Raw genomic sequence first — 19,012 nt, 5'->3', positions numbered from 1 at the left:
TCCCGTCAGCAATCGGTTCCGATAGATGGGGTATGCGCCGGTGCATTGATTACATAAGTTCGGGCTTTCGTCTTCCGTCCTGCGACGGAGGGAAGGGGCCGGCGCCATCTTATCTTTCGCAATCGCCTTGGCAATCGAGGAGTTCAGTAAACCAGTGTAAATATTGCATATAAAAATTTGGAGACTTGCTATTGTCAAATTAGTCCCGCGCGAACAATAATGAAATTCGCTAGCACTGCGAATGTTGAGCAAACTGAACTATTCAGTGACGGGAATGGGTATGACGTATCCAGAATTCACCGGTAGCAGGCTCGCTCCAGCCATCATGGTCGGGCTTTTTTTCTTCGCGATCTTCTTTGGTGTTATGTCCAGCGCACAGCTTGCGCGTGCGGGCGCAGACGACTACCGGCTTTCGCCGGGCGATATCGTCACGTTCGATTTTCTCGACGACGCAGAACTGCCGGTGACGCTGACCGTCACCTCGGATGGTGACGTGCAGTTTCCGCTTGTCGGCGATGTGCGGATTGCCGGGCTTACCGTGACCCAGGCGCTTGCGGCGCTGCGGGAACAATACAAAAGCCGGCAAATCCTCAACGATCCGAAAATCGCGTTGAACATCACGACGTTCCGGCCGATCTTCGTGCTTGGCGAAGTGAAAACCCCCGGCTCGTTTCCCTACTATCCGGGATTGACCGTCGAGCAAGCGATCGGGCTGGCCGGTGGCACCCAGACTGACCAGACCAATCCGTCCGACAGGATCGTTGCACGCGCCCGCCTGCGTGGCGATATCGACGGGGCGGATGCGGATATCGTGCATGAGGCGATCTATGCGGCGCGACTGATCGCCCAACTCGAGGGCCGAACAAAAGTCGACCTCAAGGATGTGCCCGAGATCGCCAAGCCGTTCGTGCAGAACACGTCAGTCAAGTCCGTGCTCGAGATTGAACAGCGAATTCTCGATACTGACCTTTCGACCAGCCGGACGCAGGTCGAGATCTTGTCGCAGGGCATCGCCGAGGCTGAGAATGGGCTGAAAATTCTCGCGGAACTCGAGGTCGAGCAGAAAGAAGTCGTGGACAGCAACGTGCGTGATTTCCAACGGGTGGATCAGATGCGTAAACGCGAGCTGAACACCATCGCCGAATGGCTGCGCGCCAAGACCTCGGCATCGAACGAGAAAGGCCAATTGCTGCAGATCTATGCCGAAATGTCGCGTTCCAAGCGGGAACTCGGCGGCTTGCGGCTCGAGCTCGCCAAGCTTCAGGCCGATCGCGAGAAGGATATCCTGCTGAAGATTCAGGAGCGCGACGTCGCCATCAAGAAGCTGATCGCGATCAGGCATTCCTCTGAGGAACAATTTTTCCTGATGGCGTCGGCGGTGGTCGAGCAAACCCAAAAGAACAAGATCTCCTTCTCCTATCAGATCCGAAGAGAGGTCGACGGCAAGCGGCAAGGGATCACTGCCCAGGCGGTAAGCGAGGTTCTGCCCGGCGATGTCGTCATCGTCGCTATAAATGGTATGTAAGACACCGCCGTCAAACGTCGATAGCGCGACTGTCATATGGAGGTCGGGTTGAGTACGATGCGCATGGAATCCCAGCTTGCCACGTTCGCGACGCATCGAGCCGGATCGATGCGTGTCAAGAGACTCTTCGATCTTCTGGTTGCCGGCAGCCTGTCCATCGTCACCCTACCGTTGATTGCCGCTACCGCTACAGCCGTTCATGTCGCTGTTGGACGGCCGCTGATATTCCGGCAGGAGCGGGCAGGGCAATTCATGCGGACCTTCCATATCGGTAAATTCCGCACGATGACGGATGCCCGGGATGCCGCAGGGCAATTGTTGCCCGACGATCTCAGGCAGACCCGGCTGACGAAATTCCTCAGGCGCATTCGCGTCGATGAGTTACCGCAGCTTTTTGCCATCCTGCGCGGCGAGATGTCCTTCGTCGGCCCGCGCCCGCTGCCACTCGCAACTCTCAGGGCGTTTGGCGAGAGTGGGCGCATCCGCTGCTCGGTTCCGCCTGGAATGACCGGCTGGGCGCAGGTGAACGGCAATACCAGGCTGACGGACGAGCAGAAGATGGCCCTCGATATCTGGTATGTCGATAACCACAGCCTGGCGATGGACATGTGGATCGTATTGCTGACCATCCGGACGATCATTTTGGGGGAACGGCTCAATACGGCCAATATCGAAAATGCTTTGCTGCATCTACGACAGCGTAGCGGCCTACGTCAGCCCTCAGGCGCGGAAGGCTGACAATGCGCATTGTTCTCGTTGGCGCTGTTGAATCGACACAAGTGGCATTGCAGACATTGATCGCATCGGGCACTCCGCCGAGCCTCGTGCTGACATTGCCCGAGGATGCGTTTGCCCGCCATTCGGATGCGATGGACCTGGCTCCGATAACGACAAACGCTGGTATCGCTCTGCACCATTGCCATGATGTTAATGCGCGGGAGACCGTGGAGACACTGAAGGCGCACGCGCCGGACCTGATCCTGGTCATCGGCTGGTCGCAGCTCTGCAAGGCGGAATTTCGCGCGAGTGCCCGGCTAGGCTGCATCGGTTTTCACCCGTCCGCCTTACCCTCTCTTCGCGGGCGTGCCGTGATACCCTGGACCATTCTGACACGGCAGGAGATCACGGGATCCACATTTTTCTGGCTCGATGACGGCATCGATACAGGCGATATCCTCCTGCAGTCGCGCTTCCGGCTGGGCAGGGAGGAAACTGCGCGTAGTCTCTATGACAAGCAGCTGGAGGCGATCAAGCGGATGCTTCCCGAGGTGGTGGAGCAGTTCGCCAACGGTTCGCCCCAGCGGCATGCGCAGGGCGAGGATGGCATCAGCTATTGCGCGCGCCGGGGTCCCGAGGACGGTCTCATCGATTGGCACGCGCCGGCGGCCGATGTGCTGACGCTGATCCGCGCCGCCGGAGATCCTTACCCCGGCGCCTTCACGACGCTCAAGGGAGAACGCATCGTGGTCTGCGAAGCACGGCTGTTTGCGATGAGTGATCGGTATATCGGGCTGACCGGGCAGGTGCAAACCAGCACGGCGAGCGGGTTCGTCGTTCGCTGCGGCGACAGCGCCTGCATAGAAGTCACCGGCTGGAGATCGCAGGGCGGCGGCAAGCCCGGTCGACATGTCGTATTGGGGAGAGATTGATGAGCTTGGTGCCTGAGATGTTCGGCCGAACGCTGGTGATTGCACCGCATCCCGATGACGAAGTGCTGGGCGCCGGCGGGACGATCGCGCGGTTGGCTGCCTCCGGCAATGAGGTCTATGTGGCCGTGGTGACAGAGGGAAAGCCGCCGGCATTCCCGGCCGAGATGGTCGCGCGCGTCCAGGCAGAAGCACGTGAGGCGCATGGGCTGCTTGGGGTCAAGGATACGTTCTGGCTGGGCCTGCCGGCTGCAGCGCTTGCCGAAACGGCGCATTCTGCCCTCAACGCTGCCCTGCAGGAAATAGTCTTCCGCCTGAAGCCAAAAACCATTCTGGTTCCCTTTGTCGGCGACATGCATATCGACCATCAACTGATTTTCACCTCAACGCTGGTGGCGGCGCGACCCCATCACCACCGTTATCCCGAGCTGATACTCGCCTATGAGACGTTGTCGGAAACGAACTGGAACGCGCCTTACCTGACGCCGGCATTCACGCCAAACGTCTTCATCGACATTTCGGCGCAGCTGGAACTGAAGATGAAGGCCATGCAGTGCTTTGCCTCTCAACTCCGCGAGCCTCCGCACGAGCGGTCGGTCGCGACATTGCGGGCTCTCGCGACATTGCGGGGAGCAACGGTTCTCAAGCAGGCAGCCGAGGCGTTTGTTCTCGTGCGGCATGTCTGTTGAGGGAAGGAAAGAATAAATCCGGAAGCGGGACGCGGATAGCGCCCACGCCAATCAAGGAGTCCGATCGTGGCAAGATGGCCTGACTATGATGAGCAGCAGATCCAGGACGTGGTTGCGGTGCTGCGCTCGGGTGAGGTGAACTCCTGGACAGGACCGCATGTCCGGGCGTTCGAGGAAGCCTATGCGACATATCTCGGAAACAAGCATGCCATCGCGCTGGCAAATGGCACCGTGGCGCTCGATCTCGCGCTTTATGCGCTGGGTCTGAGGCAGGGCGATGAGGTCATCGTCACGCCGCGAAGCTTCGTCGCATCCGGTGCCTGCGTGCCGTTCAGCGGTGGCGTGCCGGTGTTTGCGGAAGTCGATGCCGACAGTCAGAATATCACGGCAGACACAATCGCGGCAAAGATAACGGCGAAAACACGGGGCATCATCGTCGTGCATCTGGCTGGCTGGCCCTGCGATATGCCCGCCATCATGGCGCTGGCGCGGCAAAGGGGTTTGTGGGTAATCGAGGATTGCGCACAGGCGCATGGGGCGGAAATCGACGGCCAGCCCGTGGGCAGCTTCGGCGATATCGCCGCCTTTTCGTTCTGCCAGGACAAGATCATCACCACGGGCGGCGAGGGCGGCCTGATTTCGATGAACGACGACGAGCTCTGGTCAAAAGCCTGGAGCCGCAAGGACCACGGAAAGTCCTACGATACGGTATTCAACACGGCTCATCCTCAGGGATTTCGATGGCTCCACGAATCCATCGGCACCAATTGGCGCATGACATCCATCCAGGCCGTACTCGGTTTACGGCAACTGGGTATGCTCGATGAGTGGCGGCAAATACGCGGTCGCAACGCCGCCATACTCCAGGCCGCCGCCGAAAGCCTCGGAGCCCTTCGTACGCCGAAGCCGGAGACCCGGTTTCGCCATGCCTATTACCGTTTTTACACTTTCGTGCGGCCGGAGCGACTGAAGCCGGGTTATGATCGCGACCGGATCGTTGCGGAAATCAACGCAGCTGGCGTGCCCTGCTTTTCCGGCAGTTGCTCGGAAATGTATCTCGAGAAATGCTTCACCGATCTTGGGCTTGCACCCGCAGAGCGTCTCCGTGTTGCCCGTCGGTTGGGAGAGACCAGTGTTGCGCTACTCGTCGATCCGACGATCGACGAGGCGCAAGCGAGACGCAACGCCGAGGTCCTGTGTGATGTCGTGGAAAGCGCCACGCTTGGCATGGATGCGACCGCCCGGGCGGAGGCTTGACCATGGCCAAGCCCGTCTTCTGCCGCTTTAGCCAACTCGATGCCGCCAGTGTCAATGTCGAGTATCAGGTGCATACGAGCTGGACGGACGGGCAGGCGACTTCCAGCGATGTGCTTGATGTGGCCTCGAAACGCGGGCTCGCGGCCCTGGCTTTTACGGAACATGTCCGCAAGGATACCGACTGGTTTGCTGAGTTCGTCCGGGAAATTCGGGCGGTCTCCACGCTCCATCCGGAGATGACGGTGTTCGTCGGCGCCGAAACCAAGGCGATGGACGAGGAGGGGACGCTCGATATTTCTGCCGATGTGCTTGCCGCGTCCGACATCGTGCTTGGTGTGGTGCATCGGTTTCCCGATGGAGCTGGTGGATACCTCGACTTCAAGACGCTTTCGCCCGAGCAAACGGCCGATATCGAATTCCGGCTATCGATGGGCATGATCCGCAATGCACCGATCGATGTTCTTGGTCATCCCGGAGGGATGTACCAGCGCAGGCATGGCGAGTTTCCGGAAAACTATTTCCGGCAGATGATGCTAGCCACGCTCGAGCGCGGCATCGCCATCGAGATCAACTCGTCCTACCTCGTCAATATGGAACGATTTATCGAACTCTGCCGGGAAATCGACCCGATCGTGTCGATCGGGTCGGATGCGCACAAGCTGGATGAACTGGCCCGCTGCCGCGACAGACTGAAACAGATGGGGATTGGACAATCGTGAAAGTTTTCGTCACCGGCGCTGGTGCGCTTCTTGGCCAGGGCGTTATCCGGGCGCTCAAGCATTCGACGCTGGGCGCGACGATCGTCACGGCCGATCCAAATCCGTTGTCGGCGGGGCTTTACTGGGGGGAAAAGGCGCATCTTCTGCCGATGGCGAGCGCGCCTGATTACCTGGAGCAACTTCGGACCGTCATCGAACGCGAGCGGCCTGATATCGTCATTCCCGGCACCGACGTCGAACTGCACACCATGGCCGCCAACCGTCTGGCCATCGAGAGGGATTTCGATACCCATGTCATCATCAGTTCGCCCGAAGTGGTCTCCATTGCCGACGACAAGTGGCTGACAGCCGAGTTCCTGCGAAACAAGGGGCTCGGTTATGTTCCCTCATGCCTGCCAGGAGATGAGGAAGCCTTGATTGCCGAGGTCGGATTTCCGTTGATCGTCAAGCCGCGCGTCGGCGCGCGTTCGATCGGTTTCAGCGTCATCAGGGATATGGATCGCTTGCAGCGGGCGATCCACGAGCAGCCGGATGTTGTCATCCAGAAACATGTGGGTACGGACCAGACAGAGTACACGGCGGGAACAATAACATTCGACGGGGTTTGCCGCGCTTCCATCGTCATGCGGCGCGACCTGCGCGATGGAAACACCTATCGTGCCTTCACGCAGCCCTACTCGGATCTCAACAGGGCTGTCGAGGAAGCCGCCAATGCGCTCGGAGCCTATGGCCCGGCAAATTTCCAATTCCGGCTGGACGAAGGCGTGCCTCGCATATTCGAGATCAACGGACGGTTTTCCGGCACCACCGGCGTGCGTTATCATGCCGGGTTCAACGAAGTCGAGATGTGCATACGGTACATCCTCACCGGAGAGCCGGTCACCCAGCCCGATCTGCTTGACGTGACGATCCTGCGGCACTGGTCGGAGACGGTGCTGCGCAACGACGATGTCATTCAGGCGTCGTGACGCGGAATTGGAGGGAGGCAAAGCGATGCGGCAGGCAAAGCGACTGGTGATCACCGGCGCCACAGGCTTCATCGGCGGTCGGCTGCTGGATGCCGCCCTCGATCGGGGCATGGAAGTGGTGGCGCTGGCGCGAGATCCCGGCAAGATCCAGCGCCGCGACAGACCGGGTTTGTCCATCCGAACCTGGGAATTCGGCGACAGTCTTCCCGCCGTCGGGGATGCGGATGCAATATGTCACCTTGCGGCGACGATACCCCGCAACTTCGAAGATCCGGGCGAGGCGGCGCGCTGTTTCGAGGCCAATGCATTAAGCTCCCTGTCGTTGGCGTCACAGGCCGCTGACCAGGGGATCGGACAGTTCGTCTATTTCAGTTCCGGGCAGATCTATTCCACCAAAGCAACTCTGGCGTCGGAGGATGCCTCGACCTATCCGATGGGGAGGGCAACCTATTATCTCGCGAGCAAGCTTGCAGGTGAGCTCTGCGTGCAGGCGCTGGGCAAGAGTCGAGGTCTGGACGTCACCGTTTTACGGCTCGCATCGGTTTATGGACCGGGAATGCACGGCAGGGGGATGCTGCCAAACTTCATTCGGCGTCTGGCGAGCGGAGAAACCGTGACGGTCCAGAACGGCGGCGCCTACTGCGTCGATCTGGTTTACGCCGACGATGTCGCAGACTTGGCTTTGCGTGCGGTCGATATGAAGGCAGCGGGGATATTCAATGTAGGAACCGGCGAGGCACGATCCTCGCTCGATGTCGCGCATGCCATTGCCCGCATTGTCGGCGCAGACCGCAGCCTCATCGTGGTGGAGGGCACGGCGGAACCGCATGGCTTTGCTGCCCTGGACATTGCCAAGGCGTCCGATATGCTCGGGTACAGGCCGGCGCGGCTTGAGGACGGATTGGCCGCCTGGGAGCGAACCGGTCAGCTTACGAATTTCAGCACATGATCGGCCAGCCGGTGCGCCAGGGCAACGATCGTCAGAGTCGGCGTGTCGTTGCCAACCGTGGGGAACACGGAACTGCCGGCGATGAAAAGATTGCCGACGCCATGAACCCGGCAGTCTGCATCGACCACGCCCTTGGCAGGGTCAGTGTGCATGCGTGTCGTGCCCATATGGTGCCAGGTCCACATCGGCCGCTTGAGCTGTTCCCATTCCTCGGGTGCCACATCCAGCCGGCCGAGCCCCGAGTGTTGCAACTCCTGCTGAAGCATATGGATTGTCTTGCGGAGACTGGTAAATGTGGACGCGGAAAGTTGCCATGACAACGACGCAAGAGGCATGCCGTGGCGATCTTTGGCCGATGACAGGCTGACCGCGCTGGCGGCGAGCGGCTCGGGCTCCATGAAATGGTGCAAGCGAAAGTTGCTGACCAATGCCAGAGGCCGAATGAAATGCATACCCTTCGTCCAACTGAGGTGTCTTAGCAGCAGGCCCGGCCCGGCCAGCTTGCCGTTCAATATCGACTGGTCGCGATGCTCGAGGAAGAACGACCGGAGCATGTCGAGAGTCTCCGGGTTCTGCCCCACATAGGATGGCTCGACCCAGGCACGGTAATTGAGCAGCTTCTCGCGTTCCTGCACCTCGAAGGGCAGGGTGAGCCCGTTGACGAGGTAATGATGATTTCGCCAGATCTTCAGTTTGCGGGCGATGCGTTGTCGTCTGGCCACGCGAATGCGATCGAGATGGGCAAGAACACCACGAACTTTGCCGTTGGCGGGCGTCAACGTGCCGATGGTAAAGCGTGGATGGTCCATGAAGTAGGCACCCACAAGACCTTGCGGCCGCCCGGCCGCCTGGTTGCTCACCAGCAGCAGGCGGGCGTTCTCGATGCCGCCGGCCGCGACCACAAACGCCTTTGCGACAACGCGGAAACGACGGTCTTCCGCATCGGCGCATATGGCGGCGCGGATGGTGTTGCCGTCGTCGGCATATTCCAGCATCAGCACTCGTACATGCGTAAGGACATTGACTGCGGTGGACCGCTCGACCGGATCATGCATGTGTCTCCCAAGGCGATAGTTCGGGCAAAGCTCGACCTTGTCCGCTGAAACAAGCGCCGAACGGTCTGGAAAGAGATGGTTGCGCCCGGCAAATACGTCAATGTCATCCAGTCCGAGCGTCACGCGTGCCCGGTCGTAGAAGGGCCGCAGATGCTCGACCCCGAAGGGCCAGCCGCTATCGGCGACCCAGGGACGACTGACGAAATCCTGTGGGTCGAGTGGCTTGCAAAAGCCGCCCCAGCCGAGTGTCTGCGTGCTTCCGCCGAAACCTCGCAGACGGCACGTGGACAGAGGCGCATAGGTCAGCCCCGAAGGCGGCTCCGGGTCCGGTTCGTATGAAAGCGGTCGGCCACCGTTTCCGCCGCTTTCAAGGATGCCTACCTTAAGCTTGCTGTTAAGAAAGTTTGATGCGAGGCTCAGGCCCCCGGCGCCCGCACCAATTATGCAGATATCCAACTGGATTTCCGACGGAAGATCCCTGCCGACAACTATGCTCATGTACGCGTTCCCGATGACGTCCGAGGCAGAAATGTATGCTGTAAAATTCTCTGTCGGGCAGGCCACGGCGGTCAGCGTGAGGAGTGGCTGACCGTTTCGCTATGCCGAGCGACAGGCTTATGCAGATTTCATTCCCCAACCGCTGCATCCTTGACAGAGAAGGCCCATTGCCAAAATACACGGTTTACTGCTGCCATGCCTACACGTTAGTTGACTAATCGGGACAAGAGCAAATCAAATTTGACCCGAAGTCGCGTTCATAATGTGCACGTTAACCTAATAAATGCAAACTGTGGACTGTTGTTTTGTTATATCAGGGATTTATTATATTTCTATTGTGCGTTTCGGCTTGTGACAAATTCGTCACCGAAATATGCAAGGAAATGTATCAAAGAACGGATGGTCGAATATGCGTCTTGTCATGATTGGTTCAGGATACGTGGGTCTCGTATCCGGAGCGTGTTTTGCGGATTTCGGACATGATGTGGTCTGCGTCGACAAGGTTGAGGCAAAGATCGATGCTTTGCGCAATGGCGTCATGCCGATCTATGAGCCTGGGCTCGCCGAAATCGTCCAGAACAATGTCAGTTCCGGGCGGTTGAAGTTCTCGCTCGATCTTGCCGATGCGGTCCAGGATGCCGATGTGGTGTTCATCGCGGTCGGCACGCCGTCGCGGCGCGGTGACGGCCATGCCGACCTTGCCTATGTCTATGCGGCTGCCGAAGAGGTGGCCCGTGCCGCGACCGGCTATACCGTCGTGGTGACGAAGTCGACGGTTCCTGTCGGTACCGGCGATGAAGTCGAGCGGATCGTCAAGCGCGTCAATCCGGATGCCGATATCGAGGTGGTCTCCAATCCCGAATTTCTTCGGGAAGGTGCGGCGATTTCGGATTTCAAACGTCCGGACCGCATCGTTATCGGCACTGACAGCGAGCGCGCCGCAGATGTGATGCGGGCGGTCTATCGGCCGCTCTATCTCAATGAAGCGCCGATCCTGGTTTGCGAGCGGCGGACGTCGGAACTCATCAAGTACGCCGGCAACGCTTTCCTTGCCATGAAGATCACCTTCATCAACGAGATTGCCGATCTCTGCGAGAAAGTGGGCGCAGACGTACAGAAGGTAGCGAAGGGTATCGGTCTCGACAAACGGATCGGCGACAAGTTCCTGCATGCCGGCCCTGGATATGGTGGATCCTGCTTTCCGAAGGATACGCTGGCGCTCGTAAAGACCGCACAGGACAACGATATTTCCCTCGGGTTGATAGAGGCGACGGTCAACTTCAACGACAAGCGCAAAAGGGCGATGGCCCGCAAGGTGGTGGCCGCCTGCAATGGCAGCGTTCGCGACAAAAAAATTGCCGTGCTGGGCCTGACATTCAAACCCAATACCGACGACATGCGCGAGGCACCATCGCTGTCGATCATTCAGGCCCTGCAGGATGCCGGCGCAATCGTGCATGCCCACGATCCCGAGGGCATGGAGGCTGCCAGAAGCTTTCTCGGCAATGTCACCTACGGCGCCAGCGCCTATGACATCGCGGAGGGAGCCGATGCGCTGGTGATCGTCACGGAATGGGATGTTTTCCGCGCCCTGGATTTCCCACGCCTCAAGGAACTGATGAAGAGCCCTGTGCTCGTCGATCTCAGGAATGTCTATCGAGACAGCGAAGTTACCCCACATGGTTTCAGTTATGTCGGCGTCGGACGTTGAGGCAATTATAGATGAAATATTTCATAACCGGCACGGCCGGCTTTATCGGCTTTCACCTCGCGCGACGGCTGCTCGAAGCGGGACATCAGGTTTCCGGTTACGACGGGATGACACCCTATTATGATGTTCGGCTAAAGGAAGCGCGGCATGCGGCGCTCAAGCAGTTCGAGACATTCGAGCCGCATATCGCCATGCTCGAGGATCGCCAGCATTTGGAGGATGCGATCGGTACGTCCAGGCCGGATGTCATCGTCCATCTGGCGGCCCAGGCCGGTGTCCGCTATAGCCTGGAGAACCCGGACGCCTACATCCAGTCCAATCTCATCGGTTCATGGAACCTGCTGGAGTCGGCCCGAAAGGCTGAGTGCAAACATCTGCTGCTGGCGTCCACCTCGTCAGTGTATGGCGCGAACGATTCCATCCCCTTCCGCGAGACTGACCGGGCCGACGAGCCTCTGACGATCTACGCCGCAACGAAGAAGAGCATGGAGGCAATGGCGCATTGCCAGTCGCACCTGCACAAGATCCCCACGACGGTATTCCGGTTCTTCACGGTCTATGGTCCCTGGGGTAGGCCCGACATGGCCCTGTTCAAATTCACCAAGGCAATCCTGGAGAACCATGAGATCGAGATCTACGGTGAAGGCCAGATGAGCCGCGATTTCACCTTCATCGACGATCTGGTCGAAGGCATCGTACGACTGAGCGCGATCGTTCCCGCCGAAGCCAACAGGGTGCACGATCCTGCCGGCATCGATACGCTGTCGAAAGTCGCCCCCTATCGGGTTGTCAATATCGGCGGCGGCCAGCCGCAGGGGCTGATGGATTTCGTCACCGTGCTCGAAGAGGTGCTCGGCAAGAAAACCAGCCACAAGATGCTGCCGATGCAAAAGGGCGACGTCCCGCGCACCTTCGCTGCACCTGATTTGCTTTACGCGCTGACCGGTTATCAGCCGGATACGGACCTGAAAACCGGAATTGCCGCATTTGTCGAATGGTATCGGCAGGTGCAGGCGGAACTGGTGCGGTAAGGGTAAAAGCGGCTTGAACGCAGGGCGAGATGCTGCCGAGAGGTGCATTCCGTGATTGTGCCGCAAAGCACAAATTCCACGATTTGTAATATTTCGCGATTTTACTGGCGCGCCGGCAGTTATGGCGCGCTGCAAATTGCGGCAACCTACATCATCCGGTTTTTTCATGAACGCAAAAGTCGAGACATCTTCGGGTCATACAAGTGTTGGGTATGGCCTGCGAGCAAAGGATCATTTCTGGTCTAAATATTAGCAATTAGCTCAAATAACACTTTTGAATATACTGGTCGTTCATGTAGTCTCACAGCCGACTGTTTCATTGAGAATCCGAATTGTGTCCGCCGTGGAATGCACGGCACAGTAAAGCGGGAGTTCAAGAACATGGCAACCAAAACGATACCAGCAGGCAAGACTACGCAGCAACTGCTCGAAGCCGACAATGATACGTGGGTTGTAAGCCTCGGTAACACGTTCAGCGTCTCGGGTGAATCGGCTTTCTTTGGAGCGCCGGCTTTCACCGGCAATACCATCAGAGTCGCCGGCACCATCGAAAGCACCGGTCAAGTCAATGCAGTATTTATCAATGGTAACCATACCAAGGTTGTGATCACACAATCCGGTGACATAGACTCGGACGGTTCGGCGATAGTGCTGACAGGCAAAAGCTCGCAAGTTGATATCAACGGCGGCACTATCGAGGCGGCCGCTTTCGGCATCAGTATCACAGACGATGAAAGCCAGGTAGAGAACCAGGGCACGATCAACATTACCGGTGCGGGGACGGGGATTCGCATTGAGGGTACTGGTGGCGAGATCACGAATACTGGCACCATCAACGCAAACGTTGCCGGTAGCGTGGGAGTCGATCTTGATACCGGATCGGGAGACAAGAGTGAGCTGGTCAACGGCGGTGCAGGCACGATCACCGGAACGGAAAACTCTGTAGTCGGCGGTGCCGGCAACGACAAGGTCATCAACAGAGGCACATTGAACGGTGATGTCGCCCTGTCTGGGGGCAACGATACGTTCGATACCGCCGGTGGCACGCTGAATGGCGAGGTGTTCGGTGGCTTCGGCAACGACACATATATCCTCGGCAATACAGGAATTGCACCGCATGAGGGAATTGGTGGAGGTGTCGATAAGGTCCTCTCAAGCGTGACCTATACGCTCGGCGCAAATATCGAACGGCTTACGCTCTCCGGCAATGGTGCCATCGACGGTACTGGCAATGGCACAGCCAATCTTCTGACTGGCAACAACGCTGGCAATGACCTCGACGGGTCGGGCGGCCGTGACAGGCTTGCCGGTCGCGGTGGTGCTGATATTTTGACCGGGGGTGCTGCCGCAGATACGTTCGTGTTCGCCGACAATATGGGCAAGGATGTGATCACCGACTTCGTGGCGACCGGTGCGCAGCATGACCGCATCGATCTGCGCGCCGTATCCGCGATCACCAACTTCAATGATCTGGATACCCATCACATGACGCAGGTCGGAGCAGACGTGGTCATAAGGGTAACGAACCAGCACAAGATCACGATCGAGGATGTGAACATCAACGACCTGAACGGGTCCGATTTCCTGTTCTAGTCGAGCGCCTCGGGCCGCGACGTTGTCAACATGCAGCGGCATCGTTTGCCGCTGACGGTTGCATGTCGCCTCGAGAGATGATTTGAAGGACGCATTGGTCTCAAAATCATTGGAATGCGAATGTTCGATTTGATCTGGCGCGGCGCCCTGATTGGCGCAGGTGCAACTGTGCTCATGGATATATGGGCCGTGTTATTGTGGAAGGCACTCGGGCAGAGTAAGCCGAACTGGGCGCCAGTCGGGCGGTGGTTCTGGCATTTGCGCCGCGGCGTGGTCTTCCACACGGATATCGCCAAGGCGCAACCTTACCGTTATGAACAAGCGCTTGGCTGGATTAGCCATTATGCGGTCGGCATCGTCTACGGTATTGTCCTTGTCGTGTTTGTAGGCAGCGGGTGGCTTGCGGCACCGACGTTCCTGCCGGCCTGGATCTGGAGCATTCTGACAGTAGGCGCCGGGTGGTTCCTGTTGCAGCCGGGGCTGGGCATAGGCTGGGCGGCGTCGAAAACGCCCAATCCCACCAAGGTGCGGGCGTTGAACCTGGTCTCTCACACCGTATTTGCCCTCGGCCTTTACGGAAGCGCGCTACTTCTGCCCGTGCTTTGAAATTGTGCGTGGTTACTGTCGGCGCAGCGGTGCGTGGCGGGTGAGGGAAACTTCCGTTGCCTGCCTCGGTGGTTCGACGGCGTAGTCGTAGTCCGCCAGCATGGCGACGGCCCGCTCGGTGATCACAATCTTCTTTGCCGCCTCCTCGATCGAGGCGGTGATCGCCTCTATCCGGGCCCGTAGCATGTGTCCGAGCATATCGTGTTGCGGGCGCCGCTCCAGCCGCTTGAGGTGGCTGCGGATGCGGCTGGCATGCCCCTCCATCTCCTTCATGTGAAAGCGCGACTTGCTGATGTCATCGGCCAGTTTTTCCCGCATGCGGGCGATTGGATCGAATGTGCCGGGCTCGCGCTCGTCAAGCACGATTTCATTGACGAGGCTTTCGATCAGCAGCAGGCCCTGCAGATCGCCGGGATCGGTGCTGTCAGGGTCATAGCCGGTGGCATCGAAGAACTTTCGCCGCGCCGGATCGAGAAGCAGTTCTCCGGCCTTCTGGATCTCGACGAATGCATCGGTTGCTCCACCCGAATCCGGATGGGCGGTCTTCGCCTTGCGACGAAAGGCTGCCCTGATTCTTTCATCGTCGGCATCGCGGGGGATGCCGAGAGCTTCATAGGGGTCGATCACGATGCGTCCTTTCATCCGGTATCGCGGATGTAACTGCCAATCCGTTCAGCCTGTCGCTGCGAACAGCCACTCAATCCTCGATCAGTCCGTCGAAGACTTCAAGCATGGCATCGGCGATTGCCTGTCCGAGCGCGGTTCCTGATGTCGCAAGCGCCTCTTCGTTCATATCGCGTGACGCAAGGGCGAGCGCGGCCCCTTCGTTCATGACGATTTCCCGCGCACGTTCGATTGCCCATTGCGCAAAGTCGCTACGCGATGAAATCTCTACTGTATCCATGGTGTCGATCTTCCGTTTCGAGATTGGTTTGTGGGCGGCCTCTGCCAGGAGGCTTACGCGCCGGTGTTGCTATTTGCTGGATTGGTACCATCGATGTCGGCTGGCGGCCAACGCCTCAATGCCTCGACCCCGGATTGCGTCAGCGCATAAATGCCGCGCTCGACCCTGTCGAACCATCCATAGACATTATGGATCAATATTTTGGCGGCGTCAGGGGCAAATGGCTTGATGTCGCGGGGACGCACATGACCATTCTGCAGCGCGGCGGCGCACGCCAAGGCCTGTTGGCGATAGGCTGTCATGATCGGCGCGCGCGTTCCGCCGCCCAGTGCCGGATCTCCCTTCCTGCGACGGTGCTCCGCCACGAGGCGCGACCTGCGCCTGGGGTTCTTTCGCGGCATCGGCGCGTCCGGGCTGACGATGATGTCGACCGTCCCATTTTCGGCGACAGCGAGCATGCCGACACCCAGCCGACGGCACAGATCCCTGAATCGGCGGTCGGATTCGCGGCCCTTGCCCTTGGCGGAAACCCGCGCGGCGATCCACACTTCATCGGCACTGCTTGCGCGGTCGACGGCCTGCAATATGAGTTCGAGATTGAAGGTCAGCTTGAGTTCGCAAACCACGAGCACGGGCGGTTCGCCATCGCATAGCGCAACGATGTCGCAGCCACCTATTTCGCCCTTCACGGCATAGCCCGCCGCCTCCAGGAACAGTTTGACAGGCGGATAGAGCGCGGTCTCCAAACTCATTGCCTTGGTCAGCCTTTGCTCTAACGCCCCATTGTCGATGTCGGGGGATATCAGACGCAAACCGGGATTCGAAGCGGAAATCTGTTGTCGTGGCGCTTTTGTATCCCGGCTGGGGCTGATCAGCCCTGACGTCGGCCTATGCGGCGGTTAGCTCAGCCGCCCGAGATTGCGCTGACGATAGTCGCGAGGACTCAGGTCGAATTTCGATTTGAACACGCGCGAGAAATAGGCCTGGTCGGAGAAGCCGCGCCGATAGCAGATCTCGGAAATCGACAGCGGATTTCTGGTGGTGAGAAGGTCTTCCCTTGCTGCTTCGAGCCGCATGTCGCGGATCCATTGGCCGAGCGTCTGATTGGTGTCGCGGAACAGTTCGTGCAGATAGCGGATGGAGATGCCGCATTCGCCGGCGATCAGTTCCGGGTCGAGCTCGAGGCGATGCAGGTTTGCCCTGACATAGTTCTCGATGCGGGTGAGGTGAGCGGTGCGAACCGTCGATGCGCCAGACGTCAACGTCCGTTCATCGGATTCGATGGAGAGCGCCAGCAGGTCGACCAGCTGGTTGCCGATGGCTTCGCGGGCCGCCGCCGGCATGGTCGCGAAACGTTCGGGGATATGATGGATAAGGTCGGTGAACAGGCCGCCGACGCCATTAGTGGCGTTGAACTGCATGCTGCAGAAGCGGTCGGGCGCGCGGATCCTGCCGGCCAGCGCCTTGGTGGCGATCTTCAGCACCCAGAGATCGGCGTCTTCGGAATGGGAGAATTCGTAGGGTTCGTGGCTGCGTTCGAGAATGTAGCTGCCCGGGCTGCAGCGGACCTCATTGCCACATTGGGAGAAAAACACCTCGGAACGGGCGGGAATGGTGATCAACAGCTGCTCGTCGCAGTCCTGAACCAGATGCTTCTTCAGCCGCTTGTATTGCAGCGCGCCGCTGCGCAACCGCGAAAGCGATACCGAACCAAGGTTCCAGCTCAGCAGTTCGCCATTGAAATGGGCGGAATCGCCGAACTGCAGGTTCAGCGAAAAATAGGCTTCAGCAATGGCCTGATGCCAGTAAGTGCTACGGCTTGCCGGATCCATTCCGGCCGTGCTGATCACGGTTTCCATGGCATGCGTCCCAGTAGATGTGGTGTAGTTCCCGTTTTTTTTAACTCTATGCCGAGATCGCCGAAATCACAAAGCGGAAACCTGTCGCAGTGCGCTGGAAGTCAAATTTTACTGCACGGCAATGAAAGACGGATGCCGTTTGACGTGACTAGTCTTTGTCCCATCGCATCAAAAAGGACGAGGGAACGAAATCATGGCGAAGAAAACCGCAAAATCTCCGGGCAAGGCGAAGCCCAGAAAACCCGTCGATCCGATCACTCTATCGGTGGTTCGCGGCATTCTCGAAACCACCCAGCGCGAGATGACCCTGTCGCTTGAAAAGACGGCACGCTCGAGTGTGTTCAATCTGGCGCACGACTATTCCACGGCATTGTTCAACGGCAAGCCGGAGATGATCCTGCAGGGACAGGACATTCCGATCCATCTGGGCTCGCTCATTCCGGCCATGAAGATCGTTCAGGGCTATTTCGGCGACGACATCCACGAGGGCGATCTCATCCTCCACAATGACCCCGCCTATGGCGGCAGTCATGCGATCGACATGTGCATGTACAAGCCGGTGTTCTACAAGGGCGAGCTCGTCTATTGGACTGTCTGCAAGGGCCATCTGACCGATATCGGCGGCCCGGTCCCTGCCGGCTACAACCCCTCCGCCAAGGAAATCTACGCCGAGTGCCTGCGCATTCCGCCGGTCAAGATCTGGGACAAGGGCAAGCCGCGCCACGACGTGCTCAACATGATCCTGACCAACATGCGTGCCCGTCGCGACCAGGAAGGCGACTTCAAAGCACTGATCGGCGCCTGCCAGGTGGGCGAGCGTAGCCTGATCGCCATGCTCGACAAATACGGCAAGGAAACCGTCGATGCCTGCATCGAGGAACTGCTCGACATGGCAGAGCGCCAGATGCGCAGCCTGATCAAGAGCGTTCCGGATGGCACCTACAGCAGCGTCGCAATCCTCGAGGACGCCGGCCACGGCTTCGGCGATTTCGAGATCAAGGCCAAGGTCACCGTCAAGGACGACAATTGCCACATCGAGATCTCCAGCCCGCCGCAGATCCCGTATTTCATCAACTCCTACGAGGGCAATTCCTATTCGGGCGTCTATCTCGGGCTGATGATGTTTGCCCAGCTGCCGCCGCCCTACAATGAAGGGCTTTATCGCTGCGTCACGGTCAACATGGGGCCGAAGGGCACGCTCTGCAATGCGGTGGAACCGGCGCCGCACATGAACTGCACCACCACGCCGATGGAAACGCTGACCGACGCCGTCCGGCTCGCCTTCGAGCAGGCGGTGCCCTCCAAGGTTTCGGCATCGTGGGGCCATGCCAACGGCCTCAACATCGCCGGCTGGGACAGCCGCCACAATGAGGAATACGTCACGATGGTGCTTGCCACCATCATCTCGGGTGCCGGTGCGACGCCGCATCAGGATGGCTGGCATGCCTGCGGTCCGGAATGCTGCTTCGGGGCGCTGACCTCGGGCGATATCGAACTGCTCGAATACTCCTATCCGATCATCATCCATCGCTACTCGCTGATGACCGATTCCGGTGGGGCAGGGATGTTCCGTGGCGGTTCGGGCACGGCCTGGGAAGTCGAGCCGCTCAACAACGACATGACTTTCATCATGTTCGGCGAAGGCCGCCGTATTCCGGCGCTGGGTGCCGCAGGCGCGGAATCGCAGTTGATCGATCCGAAGGTCGGCCGGCTGGAGCTCAAGAAGAACGGCGCTTCTACCACCATCCGCGACAATGTCATTGACGTGATCAAGCCGGGCGAAACCGTCACCAACATGAATCCCGGCGGCGGCGGCTTCGGCGACCCGATGATGCGGCCGGTAGAAAAGGTCGTCGACGATATCCGCAATGGCCTTGTGTCGCTCGAAGGCGCGCGCCTCGACTATGGCGTGGTCGTCACCTGCAGCGAAACGCTGAAAGTCGACCTTGCTGCAACCGCCAAGCTTCGCACGACAGCCCGCGCTGCCGCCTAACCGTTCAGG

At 59.0% G+C, this 19,012-nt stretch carries 18 protein-coding genes; 13 read left to right on the top strand and 5 right to left on the bottom strand.

The features are described from left to right. Positions 1-280 precede the first annotated feature (280 nt). The 8 genes from JJB09_RS14670 (at position 281) to JJB09_RS14635 (ending at position 7,753) form a co-directional block, all read left to right on the top strand. On the top strand, positions 281-1,525 hold the full coding sequence (locus tag JJB09_RS14670; protein WP_246748726.1) for a polysaccharide biosynthesis/export family protein: 1,245 nt from the start codon (positions 281-283) through the stop codon (positions 1,523-1,525). Positions 1,526-1,582: 57 nt separating this feature from the next. Beyond that, on the top strand, positions 1,583-2,263 hold the full coding sequence (locus JJB09_RS14665) for a sugar transferase (RefSeq protein WP_201659676.1): 681 nt from the start codon (positions 1,583-1,585) through the stop codon (positions 2,261-2,263). A 2-nt stretch (positions 2,264-2,265) separates the two neighbouring features. Next, positions 2,266-3,174, top strand: coding sequence for a methionyl-tRNA formyltransferase (locus JJB09_RS14660; RefSeq protein ID WP_201659454.1), 909 nt, complete (start codon positions 2,266-2,268; stop codon positions 3,172-3,174). Continuing rightward, positions 3,174-3,860 carry a PIG-L deacetylase family protein gene (locus JJB09_RS14655; RefSeq protein WP_201659452.1) on the top strand — a complete coding sequence of 229 codons (687 nt, stop codon included), beginning with the start codon at positions 3,174-3,176 and terminating at the stop codon, positions 3,858-3,860. Before JJB09_RS14660 ends, JJB09_RS14655 begins: the two co-directional genes overlap by 1 nt. A 66-nt stretch (positions 3,861-3,926) precedes the next feature. Then, positions 3,927-5,117 carry a DegT/DnrJ/EryC1/StrS family aminotransferase gene (locus JJB09_RS14650; protein ID WP_201659450.1) on the top strand — a complete coding sequence of 397 codons (1,191 nt, stop codon included), beginning with the start codon at positions 3,927-3,929 and terminating at the stop codon, positions 5,115-5,117. 2 nt (positions 5,118-5,119) lie between these two features. Continuing rightward, positions 5,120-5,836 (top strand): PHP domain-containing protein, encoded by a 717-nt coding sequence (locus JJB09_RS14645; protein WP_201659448.1) that lies wholly within the window; start codon positions 5,120-5,122, stop codon positions 5,834-5,836. After that, positions 5,833-6,804 carry an ATP-grasp domain-containing protein gene (locus JJB09_RS14640; RefSeq protein ID WP_201659446.1) on the top strand — a complete coding sequence of 324 codons (972 nt, stop codon included), beginning with the start codon at positions 5,833-5,835 and terminating at the stop codon, positions 6,802-6,804. Before JJB09_RS14645 ends, JJB09_RS14640 begins: the two co-directional genes overlap by 4 nt. A 25-nt stretch (positions 6,805-6,829) precedes the next feature. After that, positions 6,830-7,753 (top strand): NAD-dependent epimerase/dehydratase family protein, encoded by a 924-nt coding sequence (locus JJB09_RS14635; protein ID WP_201659444.1) that lies wholly within the window; start codon positions 6,830-6,832, stop codon positions 7,751-7,753. On the opposite strand, the gene JJB09_RS14630 is transcribed toward JJB09_RS14635, so the two are convergent. Next, positions 7,729-9,306, bottom strand: a complete 1,578-nt coding sequence (locus JJB09_RS14630; protein ID WP_201659442.1) for a GMC oxidoreductase — start codon at positions 9,304-9,306, stop codon at positions 7,729-7,731. The genes JJB09_RS14635 and JJB09_RS14630 overlap by 25 nt on opposite strands. A 409-nt stretch (positions 9,307-9,715) precedes the next feature. Here JJB09_RS14630 and JJB09_RS14625 point away from each other — a divergent pair, with 409 nt between their 5' ends. From JJB09_RS14625 to JJB09_RS14610, 4 genes are all read left to right on the top strand, one after another. Next, positions 9,716-11,017 (top strand): UDP-glucose dehydrogenase family protein, encoded by a 1,302-nt coding sequence (locus tag JJB09_RS14625; protein ID WP_201659439.1) that lies wholly within the window; start codon positions 9,716-9,718, stop codon positions 11,015-11,017. Positions 11,018-11,028: 11 nt separating this feature from the next. Then, a complete protein-coding gene (locus JJB09_RS14620) occupies positions 11,029-12,048 on the top strand; it encodes an NAD-dependent epimerase/dehydratase family protein (protein ID WP_201659437.1) in 1,020 nt (339 codons plus the stop codon). A gap of 381 nt (positions 12,049-12,429) precedes the next feature. After that, a complete protein-coding gene (locus JJB09_RS14615) occupies positions 12,430-13,641 on the top strand; it encodes a calcium-binding protein (protein WP_201659434.1) in 1,212 nt (403 codons plus the stop codon). Between the two features lie 120 nt (positions 13,642-13,761). Beyond that, positions 13,762-14,247 carry a DUF2938 domain-containing protein gene (locus JJB09_RS14610; protein ID WP_201659431.1) on the top strand — a complete coding sequence of 162 codons (486 nt, stop codon included), beginning with the start codon at positions 13,762-13,764 and terminating at the stop codon, positions 14,245-14,247. Between the two features lie 12 nt (positions 14,248-14,259). Here the strand turns inward: JJB09_RS14610 and JJB09_RS14605 are convergent, their stop codons facing one another. From JJB09_RS14605 to JJB09_RS14590, 4 genes are all read right to left on the bottom strand, one after another. Beyond that, positions 14,260-14,889: a J domain-containing protein gene (locus JJB09_RS14605; protein WP_201659429.1), complete on the bottom strand. Its 630-nt coding sequence runs from the start codon at positions 14,887-14,889 to the stop codon at positions 14,260-14,262. Positions 14,890-14,944: 55 nt separating this feature from the next. After that, positions 14,945-15,151, bottom strand: a complete 207-nt coding sequence (locus JJB09_RS14600; RefSeq protein ID WP_201659426.1) for a hypothetical protein — start codon at positions 15,149-15,151, stop codon at positions 14,945-14,947. A 53-nt stretch (positions 15,152-15,204) separates the two neighbouring features. Further along, on the bottom strand, positions 15,205-15,897 hold the full coding sequence (locus JJB09_RS14595) for a DUF2161 domain-containing phosphodiesterase (RefSeq protein ID WP_201659673.1): 693 nt from the start codon (positions 15,895-15,897) through the stop codon (positions 15,205-15,207). 153 nt (positions 15,898-16,050) lie between these two features. After that, a complete protein-coding gene (locus tag JJB09_RS14590; protein ID WP_201659423.1) occupies positions 16,051-17,010 on the bottom strand; it encodes an AraC-like ligand-binding domain-containing protein in 960 nt (319 codons plus the stop codon). A gap of 193 nt (positions 17,011-17,203) precedes the next feature. On the opposite strand from JJB09_RS14590, the gene capB reads away from it, so the two are divergent. Beyond that, positions 17,204-19,003, top strand: coding sequence for a caprolactamase subunit beta (capB, locus tag JJB09_RS14585; RefSeq protein ID WP_201659420.1), 1,800 nt, complete (start codon positions 17,204-17,206; stop codon positions 19,001-19,003). Positions 19,004-19,012: the final 9 nt, after the last annotated feature.

It is taken from the genome of Phytoamicus setariae (assembly GCF_016722925.1).
GTDB lineage: Bacteria > Pseudomonadota > Alphaproteobacteria > Rhizobiales > Rhizobiaceae > Rhizobium_E > Rhizobium_E setariae.
This window is presented reverse-complemented; position numbering and strand designations above follow the sequence as displayed.